The organism is Gluconobacter sp. P5B12 (genome assembly GCF_018812035.1).
Lineage (GTDB): Bacteria > Pseudomonadota > Alphaproteobacteria > Acetobacterales > Acetobacteraceae > Gluconobacter.
In genome coordinates this window covers 86,032-110,397 of record NZ_JACRVV010000005.1, presented here as the reverse complement: position 1 = coordinate 110,397, position 24,366 = coordinate 86,032, and the positions used below count along the sequence as shown (strand labels likewise).

Annotated in this window: 24 protein-coding genes and 1 tRNA gene; 15 read left to right on the top strand and 10 right to left on the bottom strand. The window is 56.8% G+C overall.

The genetic code is table 11. From position 1 onward, the window contains the following. Positions 1-24: 24 nt before the first annotated feature. On the bottom strand, positions 25-624 hold the full coding sequence (locus tag KP702_RS10310) for a hypothetical protein (RefSeq protein ID WP_202207579.1): 600 nt from the start codon (positions 622-624) through the stop codon (positions 25-27). 189 nt (positions 625-813) lie between these two features. Between KP702_RS10310 and KP702_RS10305 the strand changes: the two genes are divergently transcribed. After that, positions 814-1,038, top strand: coding sequence for a DUF3126 family protein (locus tag KP702_RS10305; protein ID WP_215750442.1), 225 nt, complete (start codon positions 814-816; stop codon positions 1,036-1,038). An 11-nt stretch (positions 1,039-1,049) separates the two neighbouring features. Here the strand turns inward: KP702_RS10305 and KP702_RS10300 are convergent, their stop codons facing one another. Then, positions 1,050-1,583 carry a DUF2939 domain-containing protein gene (locus KP702_RS10300; protein WP_215768863.1) on the bottom strand — a complete coding sequence of 178 codons (534 nt, stop codon included), beginning with the start codon at positions 1,581-1,583 and terminating at the stop codon, positions 1,050-1,052. Between the two features lie 97 nt (positions 1,584-1,680). On the opposite strand from KP702_RS10300, the gene KP702_RS10295 reads away from it, so the two are divergent. The 4 genes from KP702_RS10295 (at position 1,681) to pyk (ending at position 5,292) form a co-directional block, all read left to right on the top strand. Beyond that, on the top strand, positions 1,681-2,454 hold the full coding sequence (locus KP702_RS10295; protein WP_215768862.1) for a HesA/MoeB/ThiF family protein: 774 nt from the start codon (positions 1,681-1,683) through the stop codon (positions 2,452-2,454). Continuing rightward, complete coding sequence (locus KP702_RS10290) at positions 2,451-2,828, top strand: DsrE family protein (protein WP_202207575.1); 378 nt, start codon at positions 2,451-2,453, stop codon at positions 2,826-2,828. The genes KP702_RS10295 and KP702_RS10290 overlap by 4 nt, the downstream gene beginning before the upstream one ends. A gap of 79 nt (positions 2,829-2,907) precedes the next feature. Then, positions 2,908-3,837: an SH3 domain-containing protein gene (locus KP702_RS10285; protein WP_202207574.1), complete on the top strand. Its 930-nt coding sequence runs from the start codon at positions 2,908-2,910 to the stop codon at positions 3,835-3,837. Between the two features lie 24 nt (positions 3,838-3,861). Beyond that, complete coding sequence (pyk, locus tag KP702_RS10280) at positions 3,862-5,292, top strand: pyruvate kinase (RefSeq protein WP_202207573.1); 1,431 nt, start codon at positions 3,862-3,864, stop codon at positions 5,290-5,292. Positions 5,293-5,343: 51 nt separating this feature from the next. On the opposite strand, the gene KP702_RS10275 is transcribed toward pyk, so the two are convergent. Then, positions 5,344-6,222, bottom strand: a complete 879-nt coding sequence (locus tag KP702_RS10275; protein ID WP_202207572.1) for a prephenate dehydrogenase/arogenate dehydrogenase family protein — start codon at positions 6,220-6,222, stop codon at positions 5,344-5,346. Continuing rightward, complete coding sequence (locus KP702_RS10270) at positions 6,222-7,391, bottom strand: lysylphosphatidylglycerol synthase domain-containing protein (RefSeq protein ID WP_202207571.1); 1,170 nt, start codon at positions 7,389-7,391, stop codon at positions 6,222-6,224. Before KP702_RS10270 ends, KP702_RS10275 begins: the two co-directional genes overlap by 1 nt. Before the next feature lie 138 nt (positions 7,392-7,529). On the opposite strand from KP702_RS10270, the gene hpnA reads away from it, so the two are divergent. Genes hpnA through hpnC form a run of 3 tightly spaced genes read left to right on the top strand, consistent with a single transcriptional unit; the run spans position 7,530 to position 10,524 of the window. Then, entirely contained in the window at positions 7,530-8,525 is a 996-nt protein-coding gene (hpnA, locus tag KP702_RS10265; protein ID WP_202207570.1) for a hopanoid-associated sugar epimerase, read from the top strand. Next, a complete protein-coding gene (locus tag KP702_RS10260) occupies positions 8,525-9,667 on the top strand; it encodes a glycosyltransferase (RefSeq protein WP_202207569.1) in 1,143 nt (380 codons plus the stop codon). Before hpnA ends, KP702_RS10260 begins: the two co-directional genes overlap by 1 nt. Next, entirely contained in the window at positions 9,664-10,524 is an 861-nt protein-coding gene (gene hpnC, locus KP702_RS10255) for a squalene synthase HpnC (protein ID WP_202207568.1), read from the top strand. Before KP702_RS10260 ends, hpnC begins: the two co-directional genes overlap by 4 nt. A 39-nt stretch (positions 10,525-10,563) precedes the next feature. Here hpnC and KP702_RS10250 read toward each other — a convergent pair whose 3' ends face one another. Both KP702_RS10250 and KP702_RS10245 read right to left on the bottom strand, forming a co-directional pair. Further along, positions 10,564-11,739: a pyridoxal phosphate-dependent aminotransferase gene (locus tag KP702_RS10250; protein WP_202207567.1), complete on the bottom strand. Its 1,176-nt coding sequence runs from the start codon at positions 11,737-11,739 to the stop codon at positions 10,564-10,566. Between the two features lie 83 nt (positions 11,740-11,822). Beyond that, positions 11,823-12,266 (bottom strand): cupin domain-containing protein, encoded by a 444-nt coding sequence (locus KP702_RS10245; protein ID WP_202207566.1) that lies wholly within the window; start codon positions 12,264-12,266, stop codon positions 11,823-11,825. 136 nt (positions 12,267-12,402) lie between these two features. Between KP702_RS10245 and hpnD the strand changes: the two genes are divergently transcribed. The 4 genes from hpnD (at position 12,403) to KP702_RS10225 (ending at position 17,273) form a co-directional block, all read left to right on the top strand. Next, the gene (gene hpnD / locus KP702_RS10240; protein WP_202207565.1) at positions 12,403-13,278 is read left to right on the top strand and encodes a presqualene diphosphate synthase HpnD; all 876 of its coding nucleotides are present in this window, start codon (positions 12,403-12,405) and stop codon (positions 13,276-13,278) included. Positions 13,279-13,283: 5 nt separating this feature from the next. Next, entirely contained in the window at positions 13,284-14,579 is a 1,296-nt protein-coding gene (gene hpnE, locus KP702_RS10235; RefSeq protein ID WP_202207564.1) for a hydroxysqualene dehydroxylase HpnE, read from the top strand. 73 nt (positions 14,580-14,652) lie between these two features. Then, positions 14,653-16,641, top strand: coding sequence for a squalene--hopene cyclase (shc, locus tag KP702_RS10230; RefSeq protein WP_202207563.1), 1,989 nt, complete (start codon positions 14,653-14,655; stop codon positions 16,639-16,641). Next, on the top strand, positions 16,641-17,273 hold the full coding sequence (locus tag KP702_RS10225; RefSeq protein WP_202207562.1) for a hypothetical protein: 633 nt from the start codon (positions 16,641-16,643) through the stop codon (positions 17,271-17,273). Before shc ends, KP702_RS10225 begins: the two co-directional genes overlap by 1 nt. On the opposite strand, the gene KP702_RS10220 is transcribed toward KP702_RS10225, so the two are convergent. The 3 genes from KP702_RS10220 to KP702_RS10210 form a co-directional block, all read right to left on the bottom strand. Continuing rightward, entirely contained in the window at positions 17,241-18,602 is a 1,362-nt protein-coding gene (locus KP702_RS10220) for a sodium:solute symporter family transporter (protein ID WP_202207561.1), read from the bottom strand. The genes KP702_RS10225 and KP702_RS10220 overlap by 33 nt on opposite strands. 85 nt (positions 18,603-18,687) lie before the next feature. Continuing rightward, the gene (locus KP702_RS10215) at positions 18,688-19,488 is read right to left on the bottom strand and encodes an RlmE family RNA methyltransferase (protein ID WP_046901679.1); all 801 of its coding nucleotides are present in this window, start codon (positions 19,486-19,488) and stop codon (positions 18,688-18,690) included. Continuing rightward, positions 19,485-20,609, bottom strand: coding sequence for a Ppx/GppA phosphatase family protein (locus KP702_RS10210; RefSeq protein ID WP_202207560.1), 1,125 nt, complete (start codon positions 20,607-20,609; stop codon positions 19,485-19,487). The genes KP702_RS10215 and KP702_RS10210 overlap by 4 nt, the downstream gene beginning before the upstream one ends. A gap of 158 nt (positions 20,610-20,767) precedes the next feature. Here KP702_RS10210 and KP702_RS10205 point away from each other — a divergent pair. From KP702_RS10205 to KP702_RS10195, 3 genes are all read left to right on the top strand, one after another. After that, positions 20,768-20,841 (top strand) — tRNA-Gln (locus KP702_RS10205). A gap of 150 nt (positions 20,842-20,991) precedes the next feature. Continuing rightward, entirely contained in the window at positions 20,992-22,485 is a 1,494-nt protein-coding gene (gene guaB, locus KP702_RS10200) for an IMP dehydrogenase (RefSeq protein ID WP_202207559.1), read from the top strand. 56 nt (positions 22,486-22,541) lie between these two features. Continuing rightward, positions 22,542-23,876 (top strand): RsmB/NOP family class I SAM-dependent RNA methyltransferase, encoded by a 1,335-nt coding sequence (locus KP702_RS10195; protein WP_202207558.1) that lies wholly within the window; start codon positions 22,542-22,544, stop codon positions 23,874-23,876. Here the strand turns inward: KP702_RS10195 and KP702_RS10190 are convergent. After that, on the bottom strand, positions 23,818-24,348 hold the full coding sequence (locus KP702_RS10190; RefSeq protein WP_215768861.1) for a GNAT family N-acetyltransferase: 531 nt from the start codon (positions 24,346-24,348) through the stop codon (positions 23,818-23,820). The two genes, KP702_RS10195 and KP702_RS10190, sit on opposite strands and share 59 nt — an antisense overlap. Between the last annotated feature and the right edge of the window lie 18 nt (positions 24,349-24,366).

Below are 24,366 nucleotides of genomic sequence, written 5' to 3'. Positions count from 1 at the left end.
GGATAAATCCCGGCTTTTTCGTTCTTACTTGGCGGGCTGAATAACCGACTGTGTCTTGTCGTCGGTGAATTTCGGCACATATTTTCCGGACTGGTCGGAGTATGTGGCCGAGGTGCTCTGTGCCGGTGTTGCCGGTGGGTGGAAGGCCGACACCGGACCGAATGGACCTGCATTTACACGATGCATCGTCGACTCTCTCTGGCGAGCACAACCCCGGGTGATGATGGAGCAGATACCGTCAGTGCCGATATATTCGTCGTCATTTCCCGTGTAATGCACTTCGGAAACACGATCATGGTCCAGTCGAAGGACCATACGGCAAGTTGTGCCGCCGCCGCCAAAAGCAGACTGATAAATGCTGATAATGGACTGTGCAGGAATCAGACCTGAATCAGAAGAAATGGTAGGAGTGCTCTGCGTACCATCGTACTGCCAGATCTCTGTCGTATCGTTAAGCTTCTTGGTGCTTCCTGGAAGACCAGCACAGGCCTGAAGATCGTATCCGGTCATACCGACCATCTCGAACTGAGCCTTGTGAGCGTTACGGGAATCAAAATAACCGCATCCGGAAAGAGCTGCCGTTGTGACGAGAGCTCCGAGTGTACGGAAGAGGAAGGGGCGCATTCTGTCTCCTTTGCGCGGGGTCAGGATGAACTGCCCTACACCATTCCGGACAGGACCGAATGGACAGGGCAAAATAAGAAGAGCCCGGTTTCTACAACACGAAACCCATTCAGGGTAGGGGAGACGGGTTCCTTTAAGGGTAACGATGAGCTACAGGGCAAGACCTTGCCAAACACAGGAGTGCCACTCATGGCCGATATGACCCCTTCCGAAGTGACACGCCTTCAAACGACGCTGCAGCGTCTTCTGGGATCGCCAAAGCTCGCAGTCGTTAAGCCTGCACGTAAGGGAATGAGTGTTGAACTTGCCGTTTCAGGCGAAGTTATCGGCACGGTTCATCGTGACGAAGATGAAGGCGAAGTCTCATACGCCATTCACATCACAGTTCTTGAGGAAGACCTTCCTCCGGCCTGAACGGCCCTTGTTCAGGAGCGTGGGGCAGACTGCGGCAGTTCAAATCGCGTGATTTTCCAGCCCCAGTGCTCGAACTTCATGTGAAGGACGAATGGAGTCTGCCCTGGCTGGTCCACCTGAGCCTCAAACTTGTTCAGACTCACGAAGTGAGCGTGCAGGCCACCAAGTACTGGCCAGCCACCACTGGAAGAATACCCGGAAGATCCCGCAGGCATCAGCTGACGCGCTGTCGTCATAAGAGTAGCGGGAGAAAGCTCCGTATCAATCGCGTTCGATATCGCATTGCCAGCAAAAGAGCTGCCAAAATCCGGCAGATCATCGTCTGAGGTAGGGGCGGGTGGCCTGAACTGCTCCTTAAGGGAATGTGTCAGGGAACTCCAGTCCACATGAGGGATCAGACGCGCAGGGTTATTGCCCTTCATGGCGCGATCAATATCCCACAATGCCAGAAACGGGGAAACAGCGTAGACAGCCAGCACGGCACCCGCTGTAACACCCAGTCCTTGCCGGGCTCGGTATGATATTTTCCAGAAAGAATTTTTCACGCTCAAGCCTCCGCACAGACCCTGAAAATCAGGAGAAGGTGGACATCTGTGAATCTAACGTCTTTCCGTCTGAAAAGTCAGCAATTATCTTGTCCTGATGAACCTTGATTTTTCTGATGCCGAACTTGAGCGATATTCCCGTCATATTCTGCTCCCGCAGGTGGGGGCCATTGGGCAGGCGCGGGTCAGGCAGGCCTCGGTCCTGATTGTGGGAGCAGGAGGGCTCGGGGCTCCTCTTGCACAACAACTGGCTGCATCCGGCGTTGGGCATATCGGCCTGATGGACTACGACCATCTGGAGCTCAGCAACCTTCAGCGGCAGGTTCTCTACACGACGCAAGACATTGGACGTCCAAAGGCTGAAGCGGCCACCGAGAGACTTACCGCGCTCAATCCGCTATCTCGCGTCACAGCGCATTGTCTGCGCGCCACACCGGACACACTGAATGAGCTTGTTCCGCACTACGACCTGATTTGCGATGGCACCGATAACTTTGAGACGCGCCTTGCAGTCTCTGATGCCTGCGTAAAACATGGGCGAACACTAGTATCAGGCGCTGTTCAGGGTTTTTCAGGACAGTTGGCCGTTTTCCGGCCTCAGACCGGGGGACCCTGCTATCGTTGTCTTTTCCCTGAAGCTGCTCAGACTGAAGCACCAACATGCGGGCAGTCCGGCGTTCTAGGTGCCGCAACAGGCGTCATGGGAAGTCTGATGGCCGTTGAGGTCATGCGGGAACTTATGCAACTCGAGGGGCGGGAAGAAACACGCCTCATGATCTGGGATGCTCTGGGTGCGACCATGCGGAGCTTTGTCTTGGCCAGGGACCCTTCCTGTCCGGTCCACACCGATAACGAAAGCAAACCGGCATGAAACCCCCTCTGTTCCTGACTCTGGCGGACGATTCCTGGCAGCGCGCTCACTACGCGTTTATCGTGGCAGCCGGGATGCTCTCTTTGGGGCGCCCGGTTACAATTTTTGCAGGAGGAAAGAGTGTTCACGCCTTGGCAAAGGACTGGTCGGGTTTAACAGGGGTTATCCCCGATGATGAACTTGCCGCTCGCGGCGTCCCGGGTTTCAGTGAATTGCGTGATGCCTTGATCGAATTCGACGTAACACTCATGGCGTGTGAAACCGGACTTGCTCTGACGGGCCTCAAACCGGATGCCCTTATGGAAACCGTTTCCGTACGGGGTATTGTAACCTTTCTGGAGCAGGCGGGAGACCGCCCGATCACGGCACTATGAGTGTACGCCTTGGGACAATTCGACAGTTTTGTGATTTGGTGACTTGCCGAAACCTTCTACCCTTGGCAGGGATGCGGTCATGAGAACGCTTGTCACCCCTCTGTCCCGAACACTCCGCTGCCGTCAGTTTCTGCTGGCTGTCACGACTGGCACAGCTCTGCTGGCCGTCCATCCCGCAGAAGCACGTCATCACAAGCATGAGCACGCGGCAAAGGCTGATGCCTCTACTGCCAAGGCCTCTCATGCGAAAAAGAAGGCGGTAAAAGCCAAGAATGACAGTGCCGGGGCGGTCAAGGCACCTCACCATGCATCACATCACATCTCTGGCAAACATGTCGCCCCTGTAGCGGCGGCCGGAGCCGGAGCGGCAGCCGCAGCGGCCGTTACGAGTCAGCCCGCAACAGCGCAGGCAACGCCGGATGTCCCCTCCACAGACCCGACCGATAAGGGCAGCAACACGGGGCTACCTTTGCCTCGATATGCAGCTCTCCGCGCAGACAAGGTCTATATGCGGCGCGGCCCGGGCGATCGCTATCCCATTGACTGGGTTTATCATCGCCGTGGTCTCCCAGTTCAGATCGAGCGTGAATTCGATGTCTGGCGACTTGTCGAAGACTCCGACGGCCAGAAGGGATGGGTCCATCAGGCGACGCTGTATGGCAGCCGAACTTTCGTTATTCCGGGCTTGCCGCCTGAAGGCGTGAAAGCTCAGACGGGAGAGGCTTCCGCCAAGGACGGAGACCACATCGGCCGTGCAGATGCACGCGTTCTGGGTCACGTCGAGACGCAGGACGAAGCCCGCGCGCATAAAAGTGATGTTCTCCTCATGAGCCATCCGGAGGAAGACAGTAGCGTGGTTGCTGTCCTCCAGCCGGGCACCGTAGGCAATATCAAGGCCTGCCCACAAAGTTCTCAATGGTGCCACGTGGTCGTCAAAGGCTACGAGGGATGGCTGCCACGTCGTCTGTTCTGGGGTCTTCTCCCAGGAGAGACGATTCAATCCAACTGATTTTTCTTGCGAGGACGCCAACATATGACATCCAGCTCCCATCATCGTCGCACGCGGATCGTCGCAACTCTTGGCCCGGCATCGTCCTCGCCTGAGATGATCCTTGCTCTGGCCGAAGCAGGGGTAAATGTCTTCCGTCTCAACTTCTCACACGGTGCACACGAAGACCATGGCGAGCGTCATGCCGCGATCCGTGCAGCAGAAGCAAAAGTTGGCCGACCACTCGCCATTCTTGCTGATCTTCAGGGCCCGAAACTGCGCGTTGGTGTTTTCGAGAATGGCCCGGTCATCCTTGAAGAAGGAAAGCCGTTCCGTCTGGATCTGGACAGAACGCCCGGCAACATAGACCGCGTCTGCCTGCCGCACCCGGAGATCATTTCTGCCGCCAAGCCAGGCAGCCATCTCCTGCTGGATGATGGCAAGCTCAAGCTGCGCGTCGTCAATGTCATCGAAGGCGCTCTTGAAACGGAAGTTGTCATTGGGGGCAAGCTGTCTGAACGAAAGGGCGTGAACGTCCCTGACGTAACGCTTCCTATCCCGGCGCTGACAGAGAAAGATCGCAAGGACTTCGACTTCGCGCTTTCTCTCGGTGTGGATTTCATTGCACTCTCCTTCGTGCAGCGGCCTGAAGACGTTGAAGAAGCGCGCAATATCGCCAAGGGCCGCGCAGCGATTGTGACGAAGCTAGAAAAGCCACAGGCAATGGACGACCTGGAGCGGATCGTTCGTCTTTCAGACGCGATCATGGTCGCTCGTGGCGATCTTGGTGTCGAGCTTCCCCCGGAAGAAGTGCCCGTCGCTCAGAAGCGCGCTATCGCTGAGGCCCGTCGTCAGTGCCGTCCGGTGATCGTGGCGACACAGATGCTGGAAAGCATGATCGAAAGCCCAACGCCAACACGCGCCGAAGTTTCTGACGTTTCCAACGCCGTTTATGATGGCGCGGATGCTGTCATGCTTTCAGCGGAAAGTGCGGCCGGCAAGTATCCGATCGAAGCAGTTTCCATCATGGCGCGTATTGCATCTCGTGTTGAGCAGGACGTCGAATGGCGTCTGCGCATGGACCGCTCCCGCCCGAAGCCGGAAGGGACGGTTCAGGACGCGATTGTTCAGGCCGCGTGGCAGGTCAGCACCGCGCTGAATGCTCGGACCATTGGCGTTCGGACACAAGGCGGTGGTGGCGCCCTTCGTATGGCTCGTGAACGTCCTCACTGTCCGATCCTCGCCGTCACCCCTCATCAGGAAGTGGCTCGTAGACTCTGCGTTGTCTGGGGCGTCTTCCCTCAGGTCGTAGAGAAAGAGCATATTGCTCAGAGCATTGAGGAACTGGCTGCACCAACAGCTGCCATGGCACTGTCCATGAAGCTGTGCCGCAATGGGGACCATGTCATCGTTCTGGCTGGCCTGCCTTATGGCGTGGCTGGAAGCACAAATACGCTTCGCATTACAACAGCCTGATTTTAAATCATTTTTCCTTCCTGTGAGTTTTCTTGCAGGAAGGGAAAATACTCAGACCTGTCGATTTTCAATCAGTGTGCGCCGGATGGCTCGACCTCTCTCAATCCGGCTCGTAATCGCTGCCTCATCACCTTCACGTATCGCCTGCGCCATGCCTTGAGCATCTGCGACAAAGCGATCCAGCGTCTCTAGCAGGACGTCCTTGTTGGCGATGAAGATATCTCGCCACATGACGGGGTCAGAAGCCGCAATACGCGTGAAATCACGAAAGCCCGATGCGGCATAATCGAGAACGGCTGCGCGGATTTCTTCGGAAAGATTATCCGCCGTATCGCAGATTGTAAAAGCCAGCAGATGGGGAAGGTGACTCACCATGGCACAAATACGGTCATGCTTGTCATCAGGAAGAATTTTTGTGCGAGCGCCACAGAGCTCCCACAGCGTCTGGATCTTCTCTACGGCAAGCTCATTTGCGCCCTCTGGCGGCACGAGCAGCGACCAGCGGTTCTCAAAAAGCGTTGCAAAACCAGCGTCTGGCCCTGAGTGCTCGGTGCCAGCCATAGGATGACCGGGAACATAATCCACACCAGCGGGCAGGAGTGTCTGTATTGTAGGTCCCAGTTTCCCGCGTACAGATGCGACATCCGTCAGAATCGCTCCCGGTCGCATGTGAGGCAGAATAGCGCGCGCCGTAGCCTCTACCGCTCCGACAGGAACGCAGATCATCACGCACTCAGCCTGCGCTGCCTGTGCCATATCGTCTGTAACGACGTCGGCAATCCCGAGCTCCCGTACGCGCTCAAGAACAGCAGGATTGATATCAGCCGCGATTAACGTTTCCGCAAGCTCGCCCATTTCCTTGGCGCGCCGCAGGACAGACGAGCCGATCAGTCCAGGACCAATGACTGCCAGAGAACGAAAAAGCGGCATTACAGGGTACGCGGCGCGGCTGCGAAAGCTGCGTCGTCCTCTTTTTCATTTTCACGATTTGATGATCCATCCTTGCTGACAGATCCAGTCATCGCGGTCGTTCTGGCTTTTTTCAGAACAGAAGAGACTGCGTCTTCATGCGAGCCGACAAGAGTGGCCCGTTCCTTCCGAAGACGATTCATCTCCACGACCTGCCACCCGAGAAGAACAGGGATGCCGATGAGGATGTCACGCCCGCGACGGAGCAGGGACAGGCTGAGGGATATCTGTGAGTCTATTCCAAAAATCAGGCCAAGCGCGACGTATGCCGCTTCCTGTACACCGAGGGCAGCCGGAACCAGAAAACCCGCTGACATGATTCCACACACCACTCCCTCGATGGCAAGTGCGGACAGAAACCCGACGTGGGCGCCCAAAAGCTCCAGAGCAGTCCATGTGGCGACTGCACCACCGACCCAGCAACTAAAATGAACGATTGCGCCAAGCATAATTCGATCCGGGCGCCCCCAGAGCGCTTCCAGGCGAGCCTGAAAGATGTCCGTATTTCCGATCAGGCTTTCTCGCCAGTCAGCGGCGATGTGGCGTCCGAAGAACGTGGCAGTTTTGCGGATCATGGACCCACCACGATGCTGCGTCCATATGAAGCCAGCAATCCCAAGAGACAGCAGCACCATGCCGCCCATCAGAGGCCAGATAAATCGCGCAGCTCCCTGATGGCCAACGAGGCAGAGAATCGCAACGAGAATAAAGGCAATCTGCCCCAGAACCTCTGTTGTGATGTCGACCAGATTGGCCGCCACACCTTCTGGCCAGTGAAGATCTTCACCATCAACGTCCCGAGCCTGATGCCCTGCCAGGGTCGCACGGACGCCAAGGACCATTCCGCCAAGCTGGGAAAAGGGCAGGCAGGCACCGGCTGCATCGCGGACAAATCGCGCGCCGGTCAATCGTGCCAGACCAATCTGCGGTACGGCTGCCTTCCAAGCGAGGCCGAGACCGACATCCAGAACAAGCTGGATCAGCACCAGAAGGAAGAAACCTCCGACGCCAACTTTTCCAAGAGCTTCCATGACTGGCTGGATGCCTGCCTTGGCGGCAATGAATGTGAAAAGAGCCACACCCAGAAGGGAGAGAATAATAGGGAGAGTTTTTTTCAACGTCTTCGTCACATACCGTTCGCAACACGCTCTAACCTACAGCTCTGCAATATTCCAGCCTTGCAGACGCTTTCCCCCGAAAGCCACCGGCAGTATGGTGGCCGAAAAATTTCAACCTGTTGCTGATGAGCCGAGGAGAAGATTGCCACCATGAACGATGTCACACTCGTTACAGGGGCTACCGGGTTCGTTGGTTCTGCTGTTGCCCGCGTACTCCGGGAACGTGGGCACCGCCTGCGTTTGTTTGTTCGGGAAAACTCGGACCGTTCCAACATTGCAGAGCTCGACGCGGAACTTGCCATCGGGGATCTGTCTGATCCGACGACCCTTCCTGCCGCTCTCAAAGGTGTGAAGATCCTCTTTCACGTCGCTGCCGACTACCGACTCTGGGTCCCGGACCCTTCCGTCATGATGAAGGCCAACGTTGACGGCACACGAAACCTGATGCTTGCAGCGCTTGAGGCGGGCGTAGAAAAGATCGTGTACTGTTCATCCGTTGCCGCTCTGGGCCTGAACAAGGATGGTACGCCCGCTGACGAAGAAACATACGTCACGGAAAGCAGCGTCATCGGTACGTACAAACTTTCCAAATATCGAGCGGAACAGGAAGTCCTGAAGCTGGTTCGGGAGAAGGGCCTACCAGCCATTATCGTTAACCCATCAACCCCTATCGGCCCGCGGGACATCAAGCCAACGCCTACGGGGCAGATGATCCTCGACTGTGCCTCGGGCCGAATGCCTGCGTATGTTGAGACTGGACTGAACATCGTTCATGTAGACGATGTTGCTGAAGGCCATGCTCTCGCTTTGGAGCGCGGCAAGATTGGCGAAAAATATATCCTTGGTGGCGAGAACATGATGCTGGGAGACCTGTTCCGGCTCACTAGTGAAATTGCCTGCGTCAAGCCGCCGCGGGTCAAGCTCAAGCAATCCTGGCTTTATCCAGTTGCCGTGGTTTCCGAATGGCTTGCGCGAGGATTTGGGATCGAGCCTCGCGTAACGCGCGAAACACTCGCCATGTCCCGGAAGCTTATGTTTTTCTCATCGCTCAAGGCACAGAGAGAACTGGGCTATGCACCCCGCCCTGCACGGGATGCGATCGCTGATGCAATTTCCTGGTTCCGTCTGCATGGACGTATGAAATAATGCTGTTTGGAAGCGCACTTACCAGTCTTGGAGCCTGGATTTACCTCTCACTCTTCCACGGGAAATTCTGGCAGGGTGGTCCAACTCTCAAAGCAGGTTCGTCACCGCCTTGCGCACCAGATGTTGCGATCGTGGTGCCGGCACGTGACGAAGCTGAGTCCATTCAGTCTTGCCTGAAATCTCTTCTGGAGCAGGACTACGATGGCAAACTTTCCGTCATTCTCGTGGATGATAACAGCACGGACGGAACCGGGGATCTGGCACGCGCCGTACCTGACCCCCATAACCGGCTGATTGTCCTCACCGGAGCGCCCCGGCCGCCTGGGTGGAGCGGCAAGCTGTGGGCCGTGAACCAGGGTGCCCAAGAGGCAGTGAACCACATTGGGCCTTACGGCTATATTCTATTCACCGACGCCGATATCATGCATGCGCCGCAGCATCTGGCCACGCTTCTGGCCAAGGCCCGGGAAGACGATCTCGACATGGTCTCAGAGATGGTCGCCCTTAACTGCGAGAGTTCGGCTGAACGCTTTCTGGTTCCAGCTTTCGTTTACTTCTTCGCCATGCTCTATCCGTTTGCCTGGACGGCCAGTGAACGGTCCCGCATTGCCGGAGCAGCGGGAGGAACGATCCTTCTTCGTAGACGCGCTCTGGAGCGGATTGGCGGCATTGAAGCCATTCGAGGTGCACTGATTGATGACTGCACACTCGCTGCACATGTCAAACGATCAGGCGGTCGTCTCTATCTGGGACACAGCGAGCTTGCGTGGTCAGTTCGGCCCTATCGCGGCGCTAAAGACATCTGGGAAATGATTGCCCGGACAGCTTACGTCCAGTTGCGCCAGTCTCCATTGCTGTTGCTGGCGACCATTCTGGGAATGACGCTGATCTGGCTTCTCCCTGTCGGGCTGGCGCTTTTTGGTAAGGGGCGCACGAGAAAGGTGGGACTCCTGACCTATCTCGTGTCTTGCGCAACCTTTCTGCCAACTTTGAAAAGGTTTGGTCTCCCATTGTGGCGGGCGCTACCGCTACCATTCGTCGCGGCCTTTTATATGGCTGCTACCGTCGGCTCAGCCATAGACCACCACAGAGGGGTCGGCGTACGCTGGAAAAATCGTTCCTATACGGATGAGGCATCGTGACAGAAGACATCTGGGGGACGAAAGACGTCACCTCCGCCAAAGGCAAGACTGACGAAAATTTTCCTGTCGGCTCTCTGCTGATTTCCCGGCGCCTGCGCCCATATGTTCATACATATTACAATTTCGCCCGCGTCGCCGATGACATGGTGGACACTCCCGACCTGACACCCCAGCAGAAAATTGCGCGGCTGAAAGGGATGGCTGCCGTCATTCGTGGGGAAATCCAGGCGCCTCAAAGAGCGGACGCGCAGACAGCCGTCAAATTGAGAGAGGTTCTTCTCAAGACAGGCGTTCCGCTTGAGACGGCGACAGATCTCCTTGAAGCATTCTGCATGGATGCCGAGAAGACACGTTATGAGAGCTGGCAGGAACTCCTGCATTACTGCCGGTATTCGGCTAACCCGGTCGGGCGTTTTCTTCTGCTGCTACACGCAGAAGGGCAGGAGACGCTGGCGCCATCAGACGCTCTGTGCTCCGCATTGCAGGTCATCAACCATCTTCAGGATGCGTCTGAAGATCTGAAAACGCTGGATCGATGCTACATTCCGCTTCCTTGGCTCGAAGAAGAAGGCGTTACGCTCGATGATCTTCGGCTTGTGCGAAGCAAGCCGGGCCTACGCCGCGTTTTTGATAGAATGCTGGATGGGGTGGATACGCTGAATCGCGAAGCCCGCGGATTACCGATGCTGATCAAGGATCGCCGGATGCGGCTCGAAGCTGCTGTTATTGTGGAGCTATCGCATATTCTGACGCGCAAACTGAGACGTCAGGACCCCGTTGCAGAACGCGTTTCTTTGACGAAATCAGACGGCGCAAAGGCACTGCTTCTGGCTATGCGCTACTTTCCATCGAACTAAATAAGATGAGGGAAGGCTTCAGGCCTTCCCTCAGGCAAATCAGCCGATAATACGGTCGAGCGCTGCACAGAACTTTTTCATGTCGCTCATGGAGCCAACCGTAATACGGGAGGCATTCGGCCAGATGGGCCAGGAACGACCGATGATAATGTTTTCCTTCAGGAACGCATCCTTGATCGGTGCCGCAGGACGCTTCCAGTCAATCACGAACATGTTCGCATCAGAAGGAATGAAGCTGATTCCCTTCTTCTGAAGGTGCTCATACGTCATGGCGCGGGCTGCAATCATCTCACGACGGCGCGCATCAATATCTGACGTCATTGTCAGGCTCTTCGTGCCGCAGATTACGGCCGGAACTGGCAGCATGTGCGTTTGGTTCACGCCATCATAACGCATCATTTTTTCATGCAGGGCCGGTGGCGCCATGCTGAAGCCCAGCCGCAGACCGGCCATGGCGAACATCTTCGAGAACGTCCGCAGGACAACGACATCACGCCCTTCAGCAACGAGCGAGACAGCGCTCGGAGCATTGGAGAAGTGAATGTAGGCCTCGTCAACCAGAACAATGGAGTCTTTCGGCTTGTTCGCGACCAGCCAGCGAATATCTTCCAACGGCGTAATAGTACCAGTCGGATTATTCGGTGAGCAGATATAATAGACGCCCGCGTTCGGATTGGCCTTCAGCATCGCCTTGACATCGGTCTTGTAACCGTTCGAGGCATCCAGCGGCACCTTGACCAGCGGGATCTTGAGCCATTCGGAAGCCACCCATCCGGCTTCATAGCTTGGATCAGCCGTAACGAGGCCACGTGTTGGGGAACAGAACGTCACGATCGTGCGACAGAGCGGATCAGATGAACCACCCCATGGCAGAATGCAGTTTTCAGGAACGTTATCGATCTTGGCAGCCGTACGGATCAGGTCTTCGCGTGTATGGCCCGTCGGATCATACCGGTTCCCCTCGAAAACGGCAGCGGCACCCGCCTTGGCAGCGGCTGGGAACGGACCAGTCCAGCACTCGTTACTGCCAATTCGGGTCATCTTGGTGACATCACCGGGCGGCAGCGCGGTCAGGGGGGAAGCCTCCGCACGCCCAACGAGTGACCGGACTGCCATGCCTGCACTCATCAGCGCAGCTACGCGGCCCAGACTACGACGGGAATAACCGCGTGAGAGAAGATCGTCTTTTGCTTCAGGGGACAGGCAATCGGTCATGCTCGGCTCACGCTCCTAGTGTGTCTGAAAACATACTAGAAACGAAACGATCTGTCTGTCAAAGCCCGAAATGAAATCGGATTTCAGTATTCTGGCTTCTGCTTGTCCACAGGGATGGAAGTCGGCTTACCCTCAACGCCCGCATAGGTCAGCAGAAGAACAGTCGAGACATCTCCTGACACACCACGGTGCACATCATTCACTGATTCCGCAAAGGCTTCGCCCTGGTGAAAGGTTCTGGTTTTGCCACTTTCCCGGTCTTCAATCTTCAGGGTGCCTTGCAGGACATAGCCAGCGTTTGGAAATGGATGGACATGCCAGGGCAGGGCCGTATGAGGCGGAATGGTCAGCCGGATCATGCTCAGTTCAGGCTGGGCCGTTGAATACGGTGTGTAGGTCACGCCATTCCAGGAATGGGATGCGTTGAGCAAGTGATCGGCATGGGCAGTGGCAGTCGACGATTCTGCATGAGCAACAGAACCCGCAGTCAGGCAGGACAGAAGGATCAGAGACAAACGGAACTTCATCGGATACTCCTTTGGGAAGAGTGTTGCCTTTTGGCATCATAGAAACGTATGGCATCCCATTCCGTTCGTGTCGGCTTTGTGACATCCCGGTTTGGGGCTAGAACGCAGAATTTCTGAAACAGAACAGGTGACAGACATGGTTTTCAGCAGGGCGCGTGCTTTTTCTGGTCTTCCCTGCGCGCAGGCCGATCTTGACCATGTTGCGCACATTGTCACAGCCTCCGGGACGTCTTTTGCCAGAGGTATGAAGGTCTTACCGGCTGCGAGACGGCAGGCCATGTTTGCAATCTATGCGTTCTGCCGGCAGGTCGACGACATTGCTGATGGTGACACAAATGTCGCTGACCCCGCACAGGCCCTACAGGAATGGCATGAACGTATAGACCGCCTGTATCAGGGGGAAACGCAGGACGCACTCGACCGTGTTCTTGTCGCAGCGATCTTCCGTTTCCAACTGCAAGCCAAAGATTTCCACGCAGTCATTGATGGCATGGCCATGGACTGCGGCGCCCCCATTGTCGCGCCTGACGAGAAAACCTTGGATCTGTATTGCGACCGCGTTGCGTCAGCCGTAGGTCGCCTTTCAGTTCGTGCTTTCGGCGACTCTTCCGCAGCGGCTGACCGTGTATCAAAACATCTAGGTCGCGCCCTCCAGCTTACCAACATCCTGCGCGACATTGCTGAAGATGCAGCGCGGGACCGCCTGTACCTTCCGTCAGAACTGCTGGAACGCTTCAACGTACCCAATAATCCAAAAGAAGCTCTGTACGCACACGGCCTGGATGATGTGGCACGTATCCTGAGCCGCCGCGCTCATGATCATTTCCGTGAAGCACGCCGCGCAATGAAAGAATGCGACAGCACCGCCATGCGTCCAGCACGCATGATGGCAGCGTCTTATGAGCCTGTCCTGAACGCCCTCGAAAAGCGTGGATGGAAAAACCCGGAGCTTTCTCCGAAAGTCAGTAAAGGCTGGCGGGCAGTCCGCGCTCTGGCGGCATATGTGAAGTAAGCCCGATGAGCCACGTTCATATTATTGGCGGAGGGCTGTCCGGCCTGTCTGCTGCCGTAGAACTTGCCGCCCAGGCCCAGGTCACGATCTATGAAGCGGGCCCTGCCTGTGGCGGACGCGCACGCTCTTTTCATGACCGCACGCTCGATACCCTGATCGACAACGGCAACCATCTTCTGCTGTCGGCCAACAACCTGACATTCCGGTATCTGGATATTCTCGGCGCCCGTCACACACTGGCAGGCCCCGGTATTCCGATCTTTCCTTACTATGATCTGGCAGAAGATCTGGCTTGGACACTTCGGCTTTCCAAAGGAAAAGTCCCATTCTGGGCATTACCCGGCGGTCGCCGCGTTCCAGGGATGAAGCTTTCCGAACTGGCATCCCTCGGGCGTTTCCTGAAAGCTGATGACACGACCGTTGTGGAAGAGTGCCTGAAACCCGGTCAGCTAAGCCGACGCCTCCTGGAGCCTTTCGCCATTTCGGTTCTGAACACAGACCTGCACACTGGCAGTGCACTGTTGTTGGGAAACGTCATCCGAAAGTCTCTGGCACAAGGCGGTATGGCCTGCTGCCCCTGGTTCCCAAAAATTGGCCTATCTGAAACACTGGTCGACCCAGCGATTTCATACCTGAACCGGTATCATGCGACGGTCCGCACGGGCGTTCGTGTTAGCACCATCATAAGAGAGAATGGCCGCGCGACTGCCATTGAGACGACGGAAGGCCGCATTGAGCTTGGTCCGGAAGACCACATCATTGTCGCTACACCCGCTCCAGTCACCCAGAACCTTGTGCCGGAACTGGTTGTGCCAGACGCGTTCGAGAGCATTGCAAACGCGCATTTCAAACTTGCTGCGCCCGTAGAGGCGAGGGGCGTCGTCGCTCAGGCAGGTTTTGTAGGTCTCGTGGGTGGTATTTCGGAGTGGATCTTTCTGAAAGGCGACGTCCTTTCCGTCACGGTTAGCGCCGCTAATCGCTACGCAGATCGCGACAGCAACGAGATGCTTGCCACGATCTGGTCTGAAATCCGGCGCGCACTGGATCCCATTTTGCCTCAGCCACTCCCTGTCGCGATGCCACCCGCTCGGCTGCTACGGGAAAAACGAGCGACATTCGCCGCGACACCAGAGCAAAACTGCCGTCGCCCCAAAGCGAAGACAGACACCGCCAATATGGCGCTGGCGGGAGACTGGACGGATACGGGGCTTCCATCAACGATCGAAGGGGCCATTCAATCCGGACTGGCAGCGGTCAGTGCTCTGGGTTTCCGTTCTGCCGTGAAAAACACGGAAACGTGATGAGTGCTCTCGAAACCATGGCTGTAACACAACTCCCGATAATGAGGGCTGCATGTCCCGGGAGACCTGAACAATGCTGATCTATCCTGATGAAAAGGAGGACCGTGTGAGCGAGACCCTTTCCCACAAGCCTGTCGACGCCGAAAACGTCAACCGTGCCATTGAGGGGGCCCATGCCGCTCTGGGCAATCGCCAGAAAGACGACGGACATTGGGTTTTTGAACTTGAGGCAGACGCAACCATTCCTGCCGAATATGTTCTGCTGGAACACTATCTTGACCGCATCGATCAGGAAAAGCAGGACAAGATTGGCGTCTATCTGCGCCGCATTCAGGGTGAACATGGCGGCTGGCCGCTTTATTTTGGCGGCGGCTTTGACCTGTCCGCAAGTGTAAAAGCTTACTTCGCGCTCAAAGCCATCGGGGACAATATAGACGCGCCACATATGCGTCGCGCCCGCGAAGCCATTCTGGACCACGGTGGGGCTGCCCGGTCCAATGTGTTCACACGCATCCAGCTTGCCCTGTATGGTGAAGTGCCTTGGGATGCCACGCCTGTCATGCCGGTCGAGCTCATGCTGCTCCCGCGGAAGGCATTCTTCTCAGTCTGGAACATGTCGTACTGGTCACGATGCGTGCTGGCGCCGATGCTGGCAGTGGGGGCTATGAAGCCTACCGCCATCAATCCGCGTGGCATTCATATCCAGGAACTGTTCGTCAAACCACCTGAGCTGGTCAAGGACTGGATCCGGGGTCCATACCGCTCAATTTGGGGACGGGCTTTCAAACATCTGGACTCTGCGCTTCGGCCTGTCCTGCCGCTCATTCCTAACCGCATCCATGAGAAGGCCATCAAGGCTGCCATCAGCTTTATCGAACCACGCCTGAGTCGTGGCGGCCTTGGAGCGATCTATCCTGCCATGGCCAACGTGGTCATGATGTATCGCGCGCTTGGCGTTCCCGATAGCGATCCACGCGTGGTCACGGCATGGGAGTCCATTCAGGACCTTCTTGTTCAAAAAGAAGACGAAATTTACTGCCAGCCCTGCGTCTCCCCTGTATGGGATACAGGACTGTCAGGGCTTGCCATGATGGAAGCGGCATCCGGTGCTCATCCCACCAAACGGGACGAAACCATCGCGAAGCTCAAGAAAAGTGCTGAATGGCTGCGGGACCGCCAGATCCTGGATGTCAAAGGAGACTGGGCAGTCAACACACCCAATTTACGCCCGGGTGGTTGGGCTTTCCAGTACGAAAACGATTACTACCCGGATGTGGATGATACGGCTGTTGTCGGCATGCTTCTGCATCGTGTTGATCCTGAAGAGAACCGTGAAGCCATTGAACGCGCACGGGAATGGATCATTGGAATGCAAAGCACCAATGGTGGGTGGGGCGCGTTCGACATCGATAATGATCTCGAAATGCTGAACCATATTCCGTTCTCGGATCATGGCGCGCTTCTGGACCCACCAACTGCCGATGTGTCCGCACGGTGCATTTCTTTCCTTTGTCAGCTTGGCCATCCGGAAGACCGGCCAGTTATCGATAAGGCACTCGATTACCTGCGCAAAGAGCAGGAAAAAGAAGGCTGCTGGTTCGGTCGCTGGGGCACGAACTATATCTACGGCACCTGGTCTGTTCTCTGCGCCCTGAACATTGCGGGCATCTCCTATGATGACCCGATGGTGAAGCGCGCCATCACATGGCTGGAAGACGTTCAGCGTGCCGACGGCGGATGGGGCGAAGATTGCGCAACCTATGAAGGCGCGCCTCCAGGCACGTACAAGGAGAGCCTGCCGTCACAAACCGCCTGGGCTGTTCTCGCGCTGATGGCTGTGGGCCGCCGTGACAGTGAAGCCGTTAAGCGTGGCATCAACTTCCTGACATCAAAGCAGGATGATAACGGCGAATGGCAGGAAGACGCCTATAACGCTGTTGGCTTCCCGAAGGTATTTTACCTCCGCTATCACGGCTACAAGCAGTTCTTCCCGCTTCAGGCTCTTTCGCGTTACCGCAATCTGGGAACCAGCAACACCGGTCGCGTGGAATACGGTTTCTGATGCTCGGCGTTCTAGTGGGAATGAAGCAGGAAGCGCGCATCATTCGCCGTTTCCTGCCGGACGCACCGATTGCTTTGAGCAATGCTACAGCATCAGGCGCTGTGGCAGGAGCCGAGAGGCTTCTGCGCGCTGGAGCAACACGTCTGCTATCTTTCGGATGCGCTGGCGGACTATCAACCAGCGTAAAACCGGGCACGATTATCGTGGCAGATTGTGTTGTCATGAGCGATTCAAGCTACGAGGCCGATGCGGGTCTGAGCATACAGTTCGGAGCAGACCATGCCCGTCAGGGGCGCATTCTTCATAGCGACAGCCTCATCGAAACGGCGGAAGAAAAATCCCGTCTCTACAAAACCACAGGCTGCATCGCCGTCGATATGGAAAGCGGCGCAATAGCCAGAACCGGCAAGCCTTTCGCAGTCCTTCGTGTCGTCTGCGATGATTCAGCCCGCAGCCTGCCGCCAGCTGCACGGGATGGCCTCAAGGATGGCGCCATCCATCTTGGCGGATTGTTGTCCTCTCTCGTCAGGCAGCCATCGCAGATTCCTGCGCTCATCGAGCTGGGGAAGGACGCTGCCATGGCGCAGAAAGCAATGGCCTTATTCCTGGAAGCCCATCCGCCGCAGCTGTGAGAAAACTTTAGCTCCCGCAGAAGTCGCCAGAACGCCTGCGGGCACCAGCCAAGGGAAGGCGATGGAATGGCCGTCAATCCTGACCATCGCCAGACCGGCCAAAACAACGACGGCCGTCAGAAAACCGGCAATCCCATTTGCCTCATCTCGTGAATGTCCGACCATAGCCAGCAAAAACACTCCAAGCGTCGCACCATAGCTGTAAGACGCGATTGAGAGCCCGAACACGACGGCAGAGCCTGTCGGGTGAGAGAAAGACAGCGCGGTCACCACAAGCAGAACGGCCCAGAAACAGGTCGCCGTCCGCAGGGACAGCGTCTTCTTCGGAAAAAAATCGCTTTTTGTCGCGGCTGCCATTGAATTCATGGCACTGGAAAGAGATCCCATTGTCGCAGCAAGAATGCCAGCTACGAGCAGTCCGCGCAGAATAGGGGGCAATGTCAGAACAAACTGCGGGAAAAGTGCGTCTGGGGCACCGTGATAATCAGGCCAAAGCGCCCTTAACCCCACCCCGACAAAGGAGAGCAGGGCGAACAGCAACGCCACGACAAACACACTTCCAATCATCGCTGTCCGCGCGCCGTTGAGCGTCTTTGCTGCGAGGCAACGTTGAAGCATGAGTTGGTCTGTACCGTGTGAGGCAAGGGAAAGAATTGCGCCGCCAACAACAGCTCCGGCTACGGAAAAAGGATTGGTGAATGCTGGCAATCCCGCAGTAAACATGGGAGCCGCATGAAAAATATCAGTCCCTGAGCGGCTGAACAGCACGACCCCACACGCGACACTGCCGCCGAGATAGAGAAGCAATTGAAGCGTGTCGGACCAGACGACAGCCTTCAGACCACCGGCCAGCGTATAAGCCAGCGTGAGAATGACAATCCCCATGAGCAGGACAATATCCGGAATGGGATAGCCGATACTCGCACACAACAGGGAAACCGGAATCATGCCAGCGTACAAACGTACACCCTCGGCAAGAAGACGCGTCAGCAGGAACGTGCCAGACACCAGCTTCTGAAGACGCGTTCCGAACCGCTGGCCAACATACCGATAGATGGATGTCGCGCCCCGCTCATGCAGAGGCAGAAACCACCAGGCAACAGCCACGCGTCCGAGGAGATACCCGACTGCCAGCCCCAGAAAAACATATCCGTGCAGGTATGCCACGCCAGGAACACTGACGATCGTCAGTGTAGATGTCTCGGTTGCAACTAACGAGAGGCAGATAGCCCAAGGCGGAAGATCTTTATGAGGTTGCCGCGCCAGAGTGAGCGCAAAAAGCGGCAACGACACGAGGTAAAGCAGGATGACAGTAAGGCTCTGGATCATCCTGTCCGTTCTGTAGGTGGAACGTGATCCGGTCAAGCACTGGAACTGACGAGCGCCCTTAAAAAAGCGCTCGTCAGTTCAACGATCAGCCTTCGTCGCTTAATCGCTCGGGGCGGAAACCGGTGGCAATGACGTAGAGTTCGCTTGATTCCTTGCGGGAAGCAGGCGGCTTGACGTGCTTGACCGAAGAGAAGGCTTTCTTCATGGACTCAAGCATCTGTTTTTCAGAACCACCCTGAAAGACCTTGGCCACGAAGCTTCCGCCTTCAGCCAGCACCTGAACTGCAAAATCCAGTGCACCCTCTGCCAGTCCCATAATCCGCATATGGTCTGTTGCGGCATGGCCCGTTGTGTTGGGAGCCATATCAGACATGACAAGATCTGCTGGACCGCCGAGAATTTCTTTCAAGCGATCAGGCATTTCCGGATCTGTGAAATCCCCTTCAATGATCTCGGCACCGCTGACAGGATCGACAGGCAGGAGGTCCACACCTGCAATGTTGCCAGCGCCACGTTTGACTGCAACCTGAGACCAGCCGCCTGGGGCCGCTCCCAAATCGATGACGCGCGCACCCGGCTTGATGATGTGAAACCGATCATCGATTTCAATCAGCTTAAAGGCTGCACGTGAACGCCAGCCCTGTTTACGGGCTGCCGCGACATAGGGATCGTTGAGCTGCCGGTTCAACCAGCGCTGCTGTGCCGTGGTGCGCCCACGAGCTGTTCTGAGGGTGACGACCTTATTGCGGGCCGTCTGTGAAGTAGAGGCGTCCTGAGTAGCGTCAGCTGCACCTGGTGCGGCAGCACTCTTGAGAGCTTTTCCAGGGATGCGCTTGGGTCCCGTATCCTTTTTGGAAGAACCGGAGCGGGATCTGGGCGGCTTCATATCGTGGCGTAATTCCCGAGAGGGCCCCTCGAACGGGGCGTTACATGTCGATGGGTCCTGCGGCGTTCTCTAGTGAAACGCTGACCATGATCGCGGGCCATACGCAGCAGCATGCCATCACGCAACCCCCGATCGGCAATCGTGACCTCTTCTATAGGCCATGTCCGATGAATTGCCTCGAAAATTGCGCAACCCGGAAGAACATACTTTACGCGATCCTGTCCGACACAGGGATGCATCGCCAAATGATCGCGCGAAAGGCTACGGAGCGTGTCGATGGCACTTCGCATGATTTGCCCCGGCAAAATCAGGCCATCAATCGCCGCGCGATTATAACGGGGCAGGGCCAGAGCGACGCCGGCAAGGGTCGTGACAGTACCAGACGTACCCAGCAGGCACGCATTCCCCTGTGCGACTTCACGGCGAATGCGGTGAACATTCTCAAAACCTACAAGGTGGGTCTGCACGTGAGAAACCATCTCTTCATAGGAAGAGCCATGGCCTTCACCGAACATCTCCTGAAGCGTGATGACACCCACAGGCATGCTGGTTGTCCCAATCAGTGTCTGAGACTTACGCTCCTGATCAACACGCACCCATGCGACTTCAGTGGAACCACCACCAATATCAAACAGAACGCCACGTTCAGACTGAGAAGGTGGCCGTGAGGGCATCCGGAAGAGAGGAGAGCAGCTCTCCAGCGCGAGCTCTGCTTCCTCACGCGCCGTAATAATATCAATGGTTAGACCAATTTCGGTCTGCACACGCTCAAGGAACTCGCGACCATTCACGGCGCGACGGCAGGCTTCGGTGGCCACAGCGCGAACGTGGGAGAGGGGCCATTGCCGCATGCGCTCGACGCAAATGCGCAGGGCATCAAGCGCGCGTGTCATAGACTCTTCAGCCAGTCGGCCGCTGACACGCAGACCTTCCCCTAACCGGACAGACCTGTTGAAACTGTCCACGACCCGAAACCCATTCGGTGTGCCTGCGGCAATCATCAGCCGACAGTTATTCGTCCCAAGATCAATGGCCCCAAAGAACGGACCGGCCTGACGGGCACCAGACGCGCGAATTTGCGCCTGACCTGAAAGCCTCTGCTCCGCTCCTTGCCTCATCATCTTGTTTAGGCTCCCGATTTTGCCCGTGCTGGGACCTTGAATATGCAGCATGAGACGGGAAAACGTCTTACCGCAAGAAAAATATCAGTTTTTTCAAAAAAAGTGGAAAGACCCCCTTGCGTCACTCAGCCGTGATGGGTAAACACCCACTCACCGCTTGGGAGATAGTTTAGCGGTAGAACTACCGGCTCTGACCCGGTCAGCCCTGGTTCGAATCCAGGTCTCCCAGCCAACAAATTCCTTAAAATCTACCGCAAAAAAGAGACTTCCCCTCCAGGGGGGAATTAGTCTATGAGGACCCGCCAACGGCCGGCTGGGCCTCTTGGCCCCCGGTTCAGACTTCAAGCGTCCCACGACGCATGACCAACGGGGGCCAGCGGGCATGACATCCTCTTCCTGCACAACTGATTTTAACGCACGCATACGTGAAGCACTGGCGTTCGACGATGTTCTCGTCGAACCGGCTGAATCGTCCGTGCTTCCGGCCCAGACATCCACCCGCACACGCCTGACGCGCACCATCGAGCTGAACATCCCTTTGATGTCCTCGGCCATGGACACAGTCACGGAAGACGGAATGGCCATTGCCATGGCCCAACAGGGCGGCATGGGCGTCATTCACAAAAACCTCTCTATTGAAGAGCAGGCCGAACAGGTCCGCCGCGTAAAGCGCTTCGAATCTGGCATGGTCGTTAATCCGGTCACCGTTGGTCCGGACCAGACACTGGCTGAAGTGAATGCCATCATGGCGCGCCATGGTGTCTCTGGCCTTCCGGTTGTGGAAGAGGGAACCGGTATCCTGGTTGGCATCCTGACCAACCGTGACGTCCGTTTCACCACGGACCTGAACACCCGCGTCCGTGATCTGATGACGAAGGACAATCTTGTCACGGTTCTGAATGGCGCTGCTCCTGAAGAAGCTCGCGCTCTGCTGCATCGTCACCGCATCGAAAAGCTGCTGGTCGTTGATGAGGGCGGCCGCTGCATCGGCCTCATCACCGTCAAGGACATGGACAAGGCGACGACGCATCCGCTCGCCATCAAGGACGCGCAAGGACGGCTTCGCTGCGCCGCCGCTGTCGGCGTTGGGGAGGACGGTCTGAACCGTGCTGCTGCCCTCGTGGAAGCCGGTGTGGACGTTATTGTCGTTGATACCGCTCATGGCCACTCCCACGGCGTTCTGAGCACTGTCCGGACACTCAAGGAGCGCCACCCAGGCCTTCAGGTCATTGCTGGCAACGTCGCCACCCCGCAGGCGGCTCGCGCCCTTATTGAAGCCGGAGCAGACTGCATCAAGGTGGGCATCGGTCCGGGGTCCATCTGCACAACGCGCGTTGTTGCCGGTGTGGGCGTGCCGCAGTTCTCCGCCGTCATGGAAACGGCAGCAGCCTGTCATGAGCTTGATGTTCCGGCCATCGCCGATGGTGGCATCCGGACATCCGGTGACATTGTAAAGGCCATTGGTGCCGGTGCTGACGTCGTGATGGTTGGCTCGCTGCTGGCCGGCACGGACGAGAGCCCAGGCGAAACGTTCCTGTATCAGGGCCGCTCCTACAAATCGTATCGCGGCATGGGGTCCCTTGGGGCTATGGCCCGGGGCTCTGCTGATCGGTACTTCCAGGCTGAAGTGCGCGATACACTGAAGCTAGTTCCGGAAGGCATTGAAGGACAGGTTCCTTACAAGGGTGGCATGGCACCAGTCGTGCACCAGCTTGTTGGCGGCCTGAAAGCTGGCATGGGCTACACCGGATCTGCCACGGTTGCGGAACTTCAGGTGCGCACCATGTTCCGTCGCATCACAAATGCGGGCCTTCGTGAAAGCCATGTCCATGACGTGACAATCACGCGTGAAGCCCCGAACTATCGCCGGGACTGACATTTCCTGTGCATTGGCCTCTCGCTTTGAGAGGCCAAACCGGCTACGGGGGCGATATGACCCCCGCAGCTCGCCTTTCCGGCGCCATTGATCTGCTTTGTGCGATCCAGAATGCGCCCCGCCGTCCCGCAGACGCTACCGCTAACGCTTTTTTCCGTGAACGCCGTTATATAGGCGGCGGAGACCGGCGCGCCATTTCCACGCTTGCCTGGGATGTGCTGCGTGGCTGGCGGCGGCTGCACTGGCACCTGGAAGGCAGCCAGGGCGAAATTTCTCCACGCCTGCTATGTGCTGCCTCCATGCTGCTAACCGGCACAACGATGGATCAGGTTCGCATGTTATTCAGTGGCGAGCGGTATGCTCAAAAGCCTCTGACGCCGCGTGAAGATGTGAACCTTAAGCATCTGGAAGGAAAAGAACTTTCTACCCAGAAGCAGCCTGTAGCAGTCCGCCTCGAATATCCGGACTGGATTGAGCCAGCCCTACGCGAAACTTTCGGATCCCGCATGGCTGACGAAATGGAAGCCATGCTCGGAACCCCGACTTTGGATCTTCGCGTAAACCTTTTGAAGGGCACCCGCGAGGACGGTCTGCGCGCTCTGAGGAGTGAGGGCCTGAATGCCGTCCCAACCAAGCTGTCGCCGTGGGGCCTGCGCCTCGATGGCCGTCAGCCGGTTACGGCAGCACAGGCCTTCAAAGATGGACTTGTAGAAATTCAGGACGAGGGCTCACAGCTCGTTGTCGCGGCAGCTGGCGCCCGGCCGGAACACCGCGTTCTGGATTACTGCGCTGGAGCTGGCGGCAAGACTCTTGCCCTTGCCATGACCATGGAGAACAAGGGCCATATCGTTGCCTGTGACGTTCATGAAAAGCGCCTTGAAGGGGCTGTCAAACGTCTGCGTCGGGCAGGGGTGCATAATGTTGAGCGGCACCTGCTCACCACAGGCGACAAATGGGCCAAGCGTCGTGCCGCAAGCTTTGATCGCGTCCTGGTGGATGCACCCTGTTCAGGCACCGGCACATGGCGCCGCAACCCGGATGCACGACTGCGACTGACACCTGAAGACATTCAGGAACTTGTTATCAAACAGTCCGAAATCCTTGATCGCGCAGCATCTTTGGTCAAATCCGGCGGCCGGATGATCTATGCGACGTGCTCTCTTTTGGCCGCTGAAAACGGGCAGCAGATTGATGCATTCCTGAAGCGTCGGACAGATTTTGTTCGTGTAGCTACGGAAGACCTACCCGATCTTCTGCCAGCCGAACTCCGCGAAAAGGCTCAGTTTTCCCTGACGCCCCTTCGTGACGGAACGGATGGCTTCTTTGCCTGCGTCATGCAGCGGGTTGAACAGAAGGTTGAGACGGCACAGGAAGAAGCTCCTTCCACATAACAAGCGCATCCACATACCCTTGCTCAGGGTGGTTGAACGCACCGGGTAGCGTTCCAACCACCCTGAAACCAAGATGCTTCCAAAGCGCAATGGCTCGCAGATTGGTGCTGACGACAAAGTTGAACTGCATCGCCCTGTATCCGAGCGCCTGCGCCTCTTTCAGGGCATATCGTCCCATTGTCGCTCCGGCACCATATCCTGTAGCTGCGACAAAACCAGCATTGGCAACATGCTGACCGCCGCCTTTCTGATTGTCCTGCACATAGAATGTGCCCACAATCTGGCCTGTCTTTGCCTCGGCGACATACACACGATGCTCGACGGCCATCCAGTACGCCAAGGCCTGCCGACGGCCCCACGTTCGCGGCAAAGCGTACGTTTCCCCAGCCTTGAGAACAGGTGCCAGCAAGCGCCAGATACCCTCTCGGTCCAGGGACTGTGCCGGACGAATGGTCAGGATCGTTTCAACCATCGGATAACACTCTCAAAA

Coding starts and splice junctions, on each gene's coding strand:
- KP702_RS10310 (WP_202207579.1), bottom strand. CDS start 624: ATGCGCCCCTTCCTCTTCCGTACACTCGGAGCTCTCGTCACAACGGCA.
- KP702_RS10305 (WP_215750442.1), top strand. CDS start 814: ATGGCCGATATGACCCCTTCCGAAGTGACACGCCTTCAAACGACGCTG.
- KP702_RS10295 (WP_215768862.1), top strand. CDS start 1,681: ATGAACCTTGATTTTTCTGATGCCGAACTTGAGCGATATTCCCGTCAT.
- KP702_RS10290 (WP_202207575.1), top strand. CDS start 2,451: ATGAAACCCCCTCTGTTCCTGACTCTGGCGGACGATTCCTGGCAGCGC.
- KP702_RS10285 (WP_202207574.1), top strand. CDS start 2,908: ATGAGAACGCTTGTCACCCCTCTGTCCCGAACACTCCGCTGCCGTCAG.
- pyk (WP_202207573.1), top strand. CDS start 3,862: ATGACATCCAGCTCCCATCATCGTCGCACGCGGATCGTCGCAACTCTT.
- KP702_RS10275 (WP_202207572.1), bottom strand. CDS start 6,222: ATGCCGCTTTTTCGTTCTCTGGCAGTCATTGGTCCTGGACTGATCGGC.
- hpnA (WP_202207570.1), top strand. CDS start 7,530: ATGAACGATGTCACACTCGTTACAGGGGCTACCGGGTTCGTTGGTTCT.
- KP702_RS10260 (WP_202207569.1), top strand. CDS start 8,525: ATGCTGTTTGGAAGCGCACTTACCAGTCTTGGAGCCTGGATTTACCTC.
- KP702_RS10250 (WP_202207567.1), bottom strand. CDS start 11,739: ATGACCGATTGCCTGTCCCCTGAAGCAAAAGACGATCTTCTCTCACGC.
- KP702_RS10245 (WP_202207566.1), bottom strand. CDS start 12,266: ATGAAGTTCCGTTTGTCTCTGATCCTTCTGTCCTGCCTGACTGCGGGT.
- hpnD (WP_202207565.1), top strand. CDS start 12,403: ATGGTTTTCAGCAGGGCGCGTGCTTTTTCTGGTCTTCCCTGCGCGCAG.
- hpnE (WP_202207564.1), top strand. CDS start 13,284: ATGAGCCACGTTCATATTATTGGCGGAGGGCTGTCCGGCCTGTCTGCT.
- shc (WP_202207563.1), top strand. CDS start 14,653: ATGCTGATCTATCCTGATGAAAAGGAGGACCGTGTGAGCGAGACCCTT.
- KP702_RS10225 (WP_202207562.1), top strand. CDS start 16,641: ATGCTCGGCGTTCTAGTGGGAATGAAGCAGGAAGCGCGCATCATTCGC.
- KP702_RS10220 (WP_202207561.1), bottom strand. CDS start 18,602: ATGATCCAGAGCCTTACTGTCATCCTGCTTTACCTCGTGTCGTTGCCG.
- KP702_RS10215 (WP_046901679.1), bottom strand. CDS start 19,488: ATGAAGCCGCCCAGATCCCGCTCCGGTTCTTCCAAAAAGGATACGGGA.
- KP702_RS10210 (WP_202207560.1), bottom strand. CDS start 20,609: ATGATGAGGCAAGGAGCGGAGCAGAGGCTTTCAGGTCAGGCGCAAATT.
- guaB (WP_202207559.1), top strand. CDS start 20,992: ATGACATCCTCTTCCTGCACAACTGATTTTAACGCACGCATACGTGAA.
- KP702_RS10195 (WP_202207558.1), top strand. CDS start 22,542: ATGACCCCCGCAGCTCGCCTTTCCGGCGCCATTGATCTGCTTTGTGCG.
- KP702_RS10190 (WP_215768861.1), bottom strand. CDS start 24,348: ATGGTTGAAACGATCCTGACCATTCGTCCGGCACAGTCCCTGGACCGA.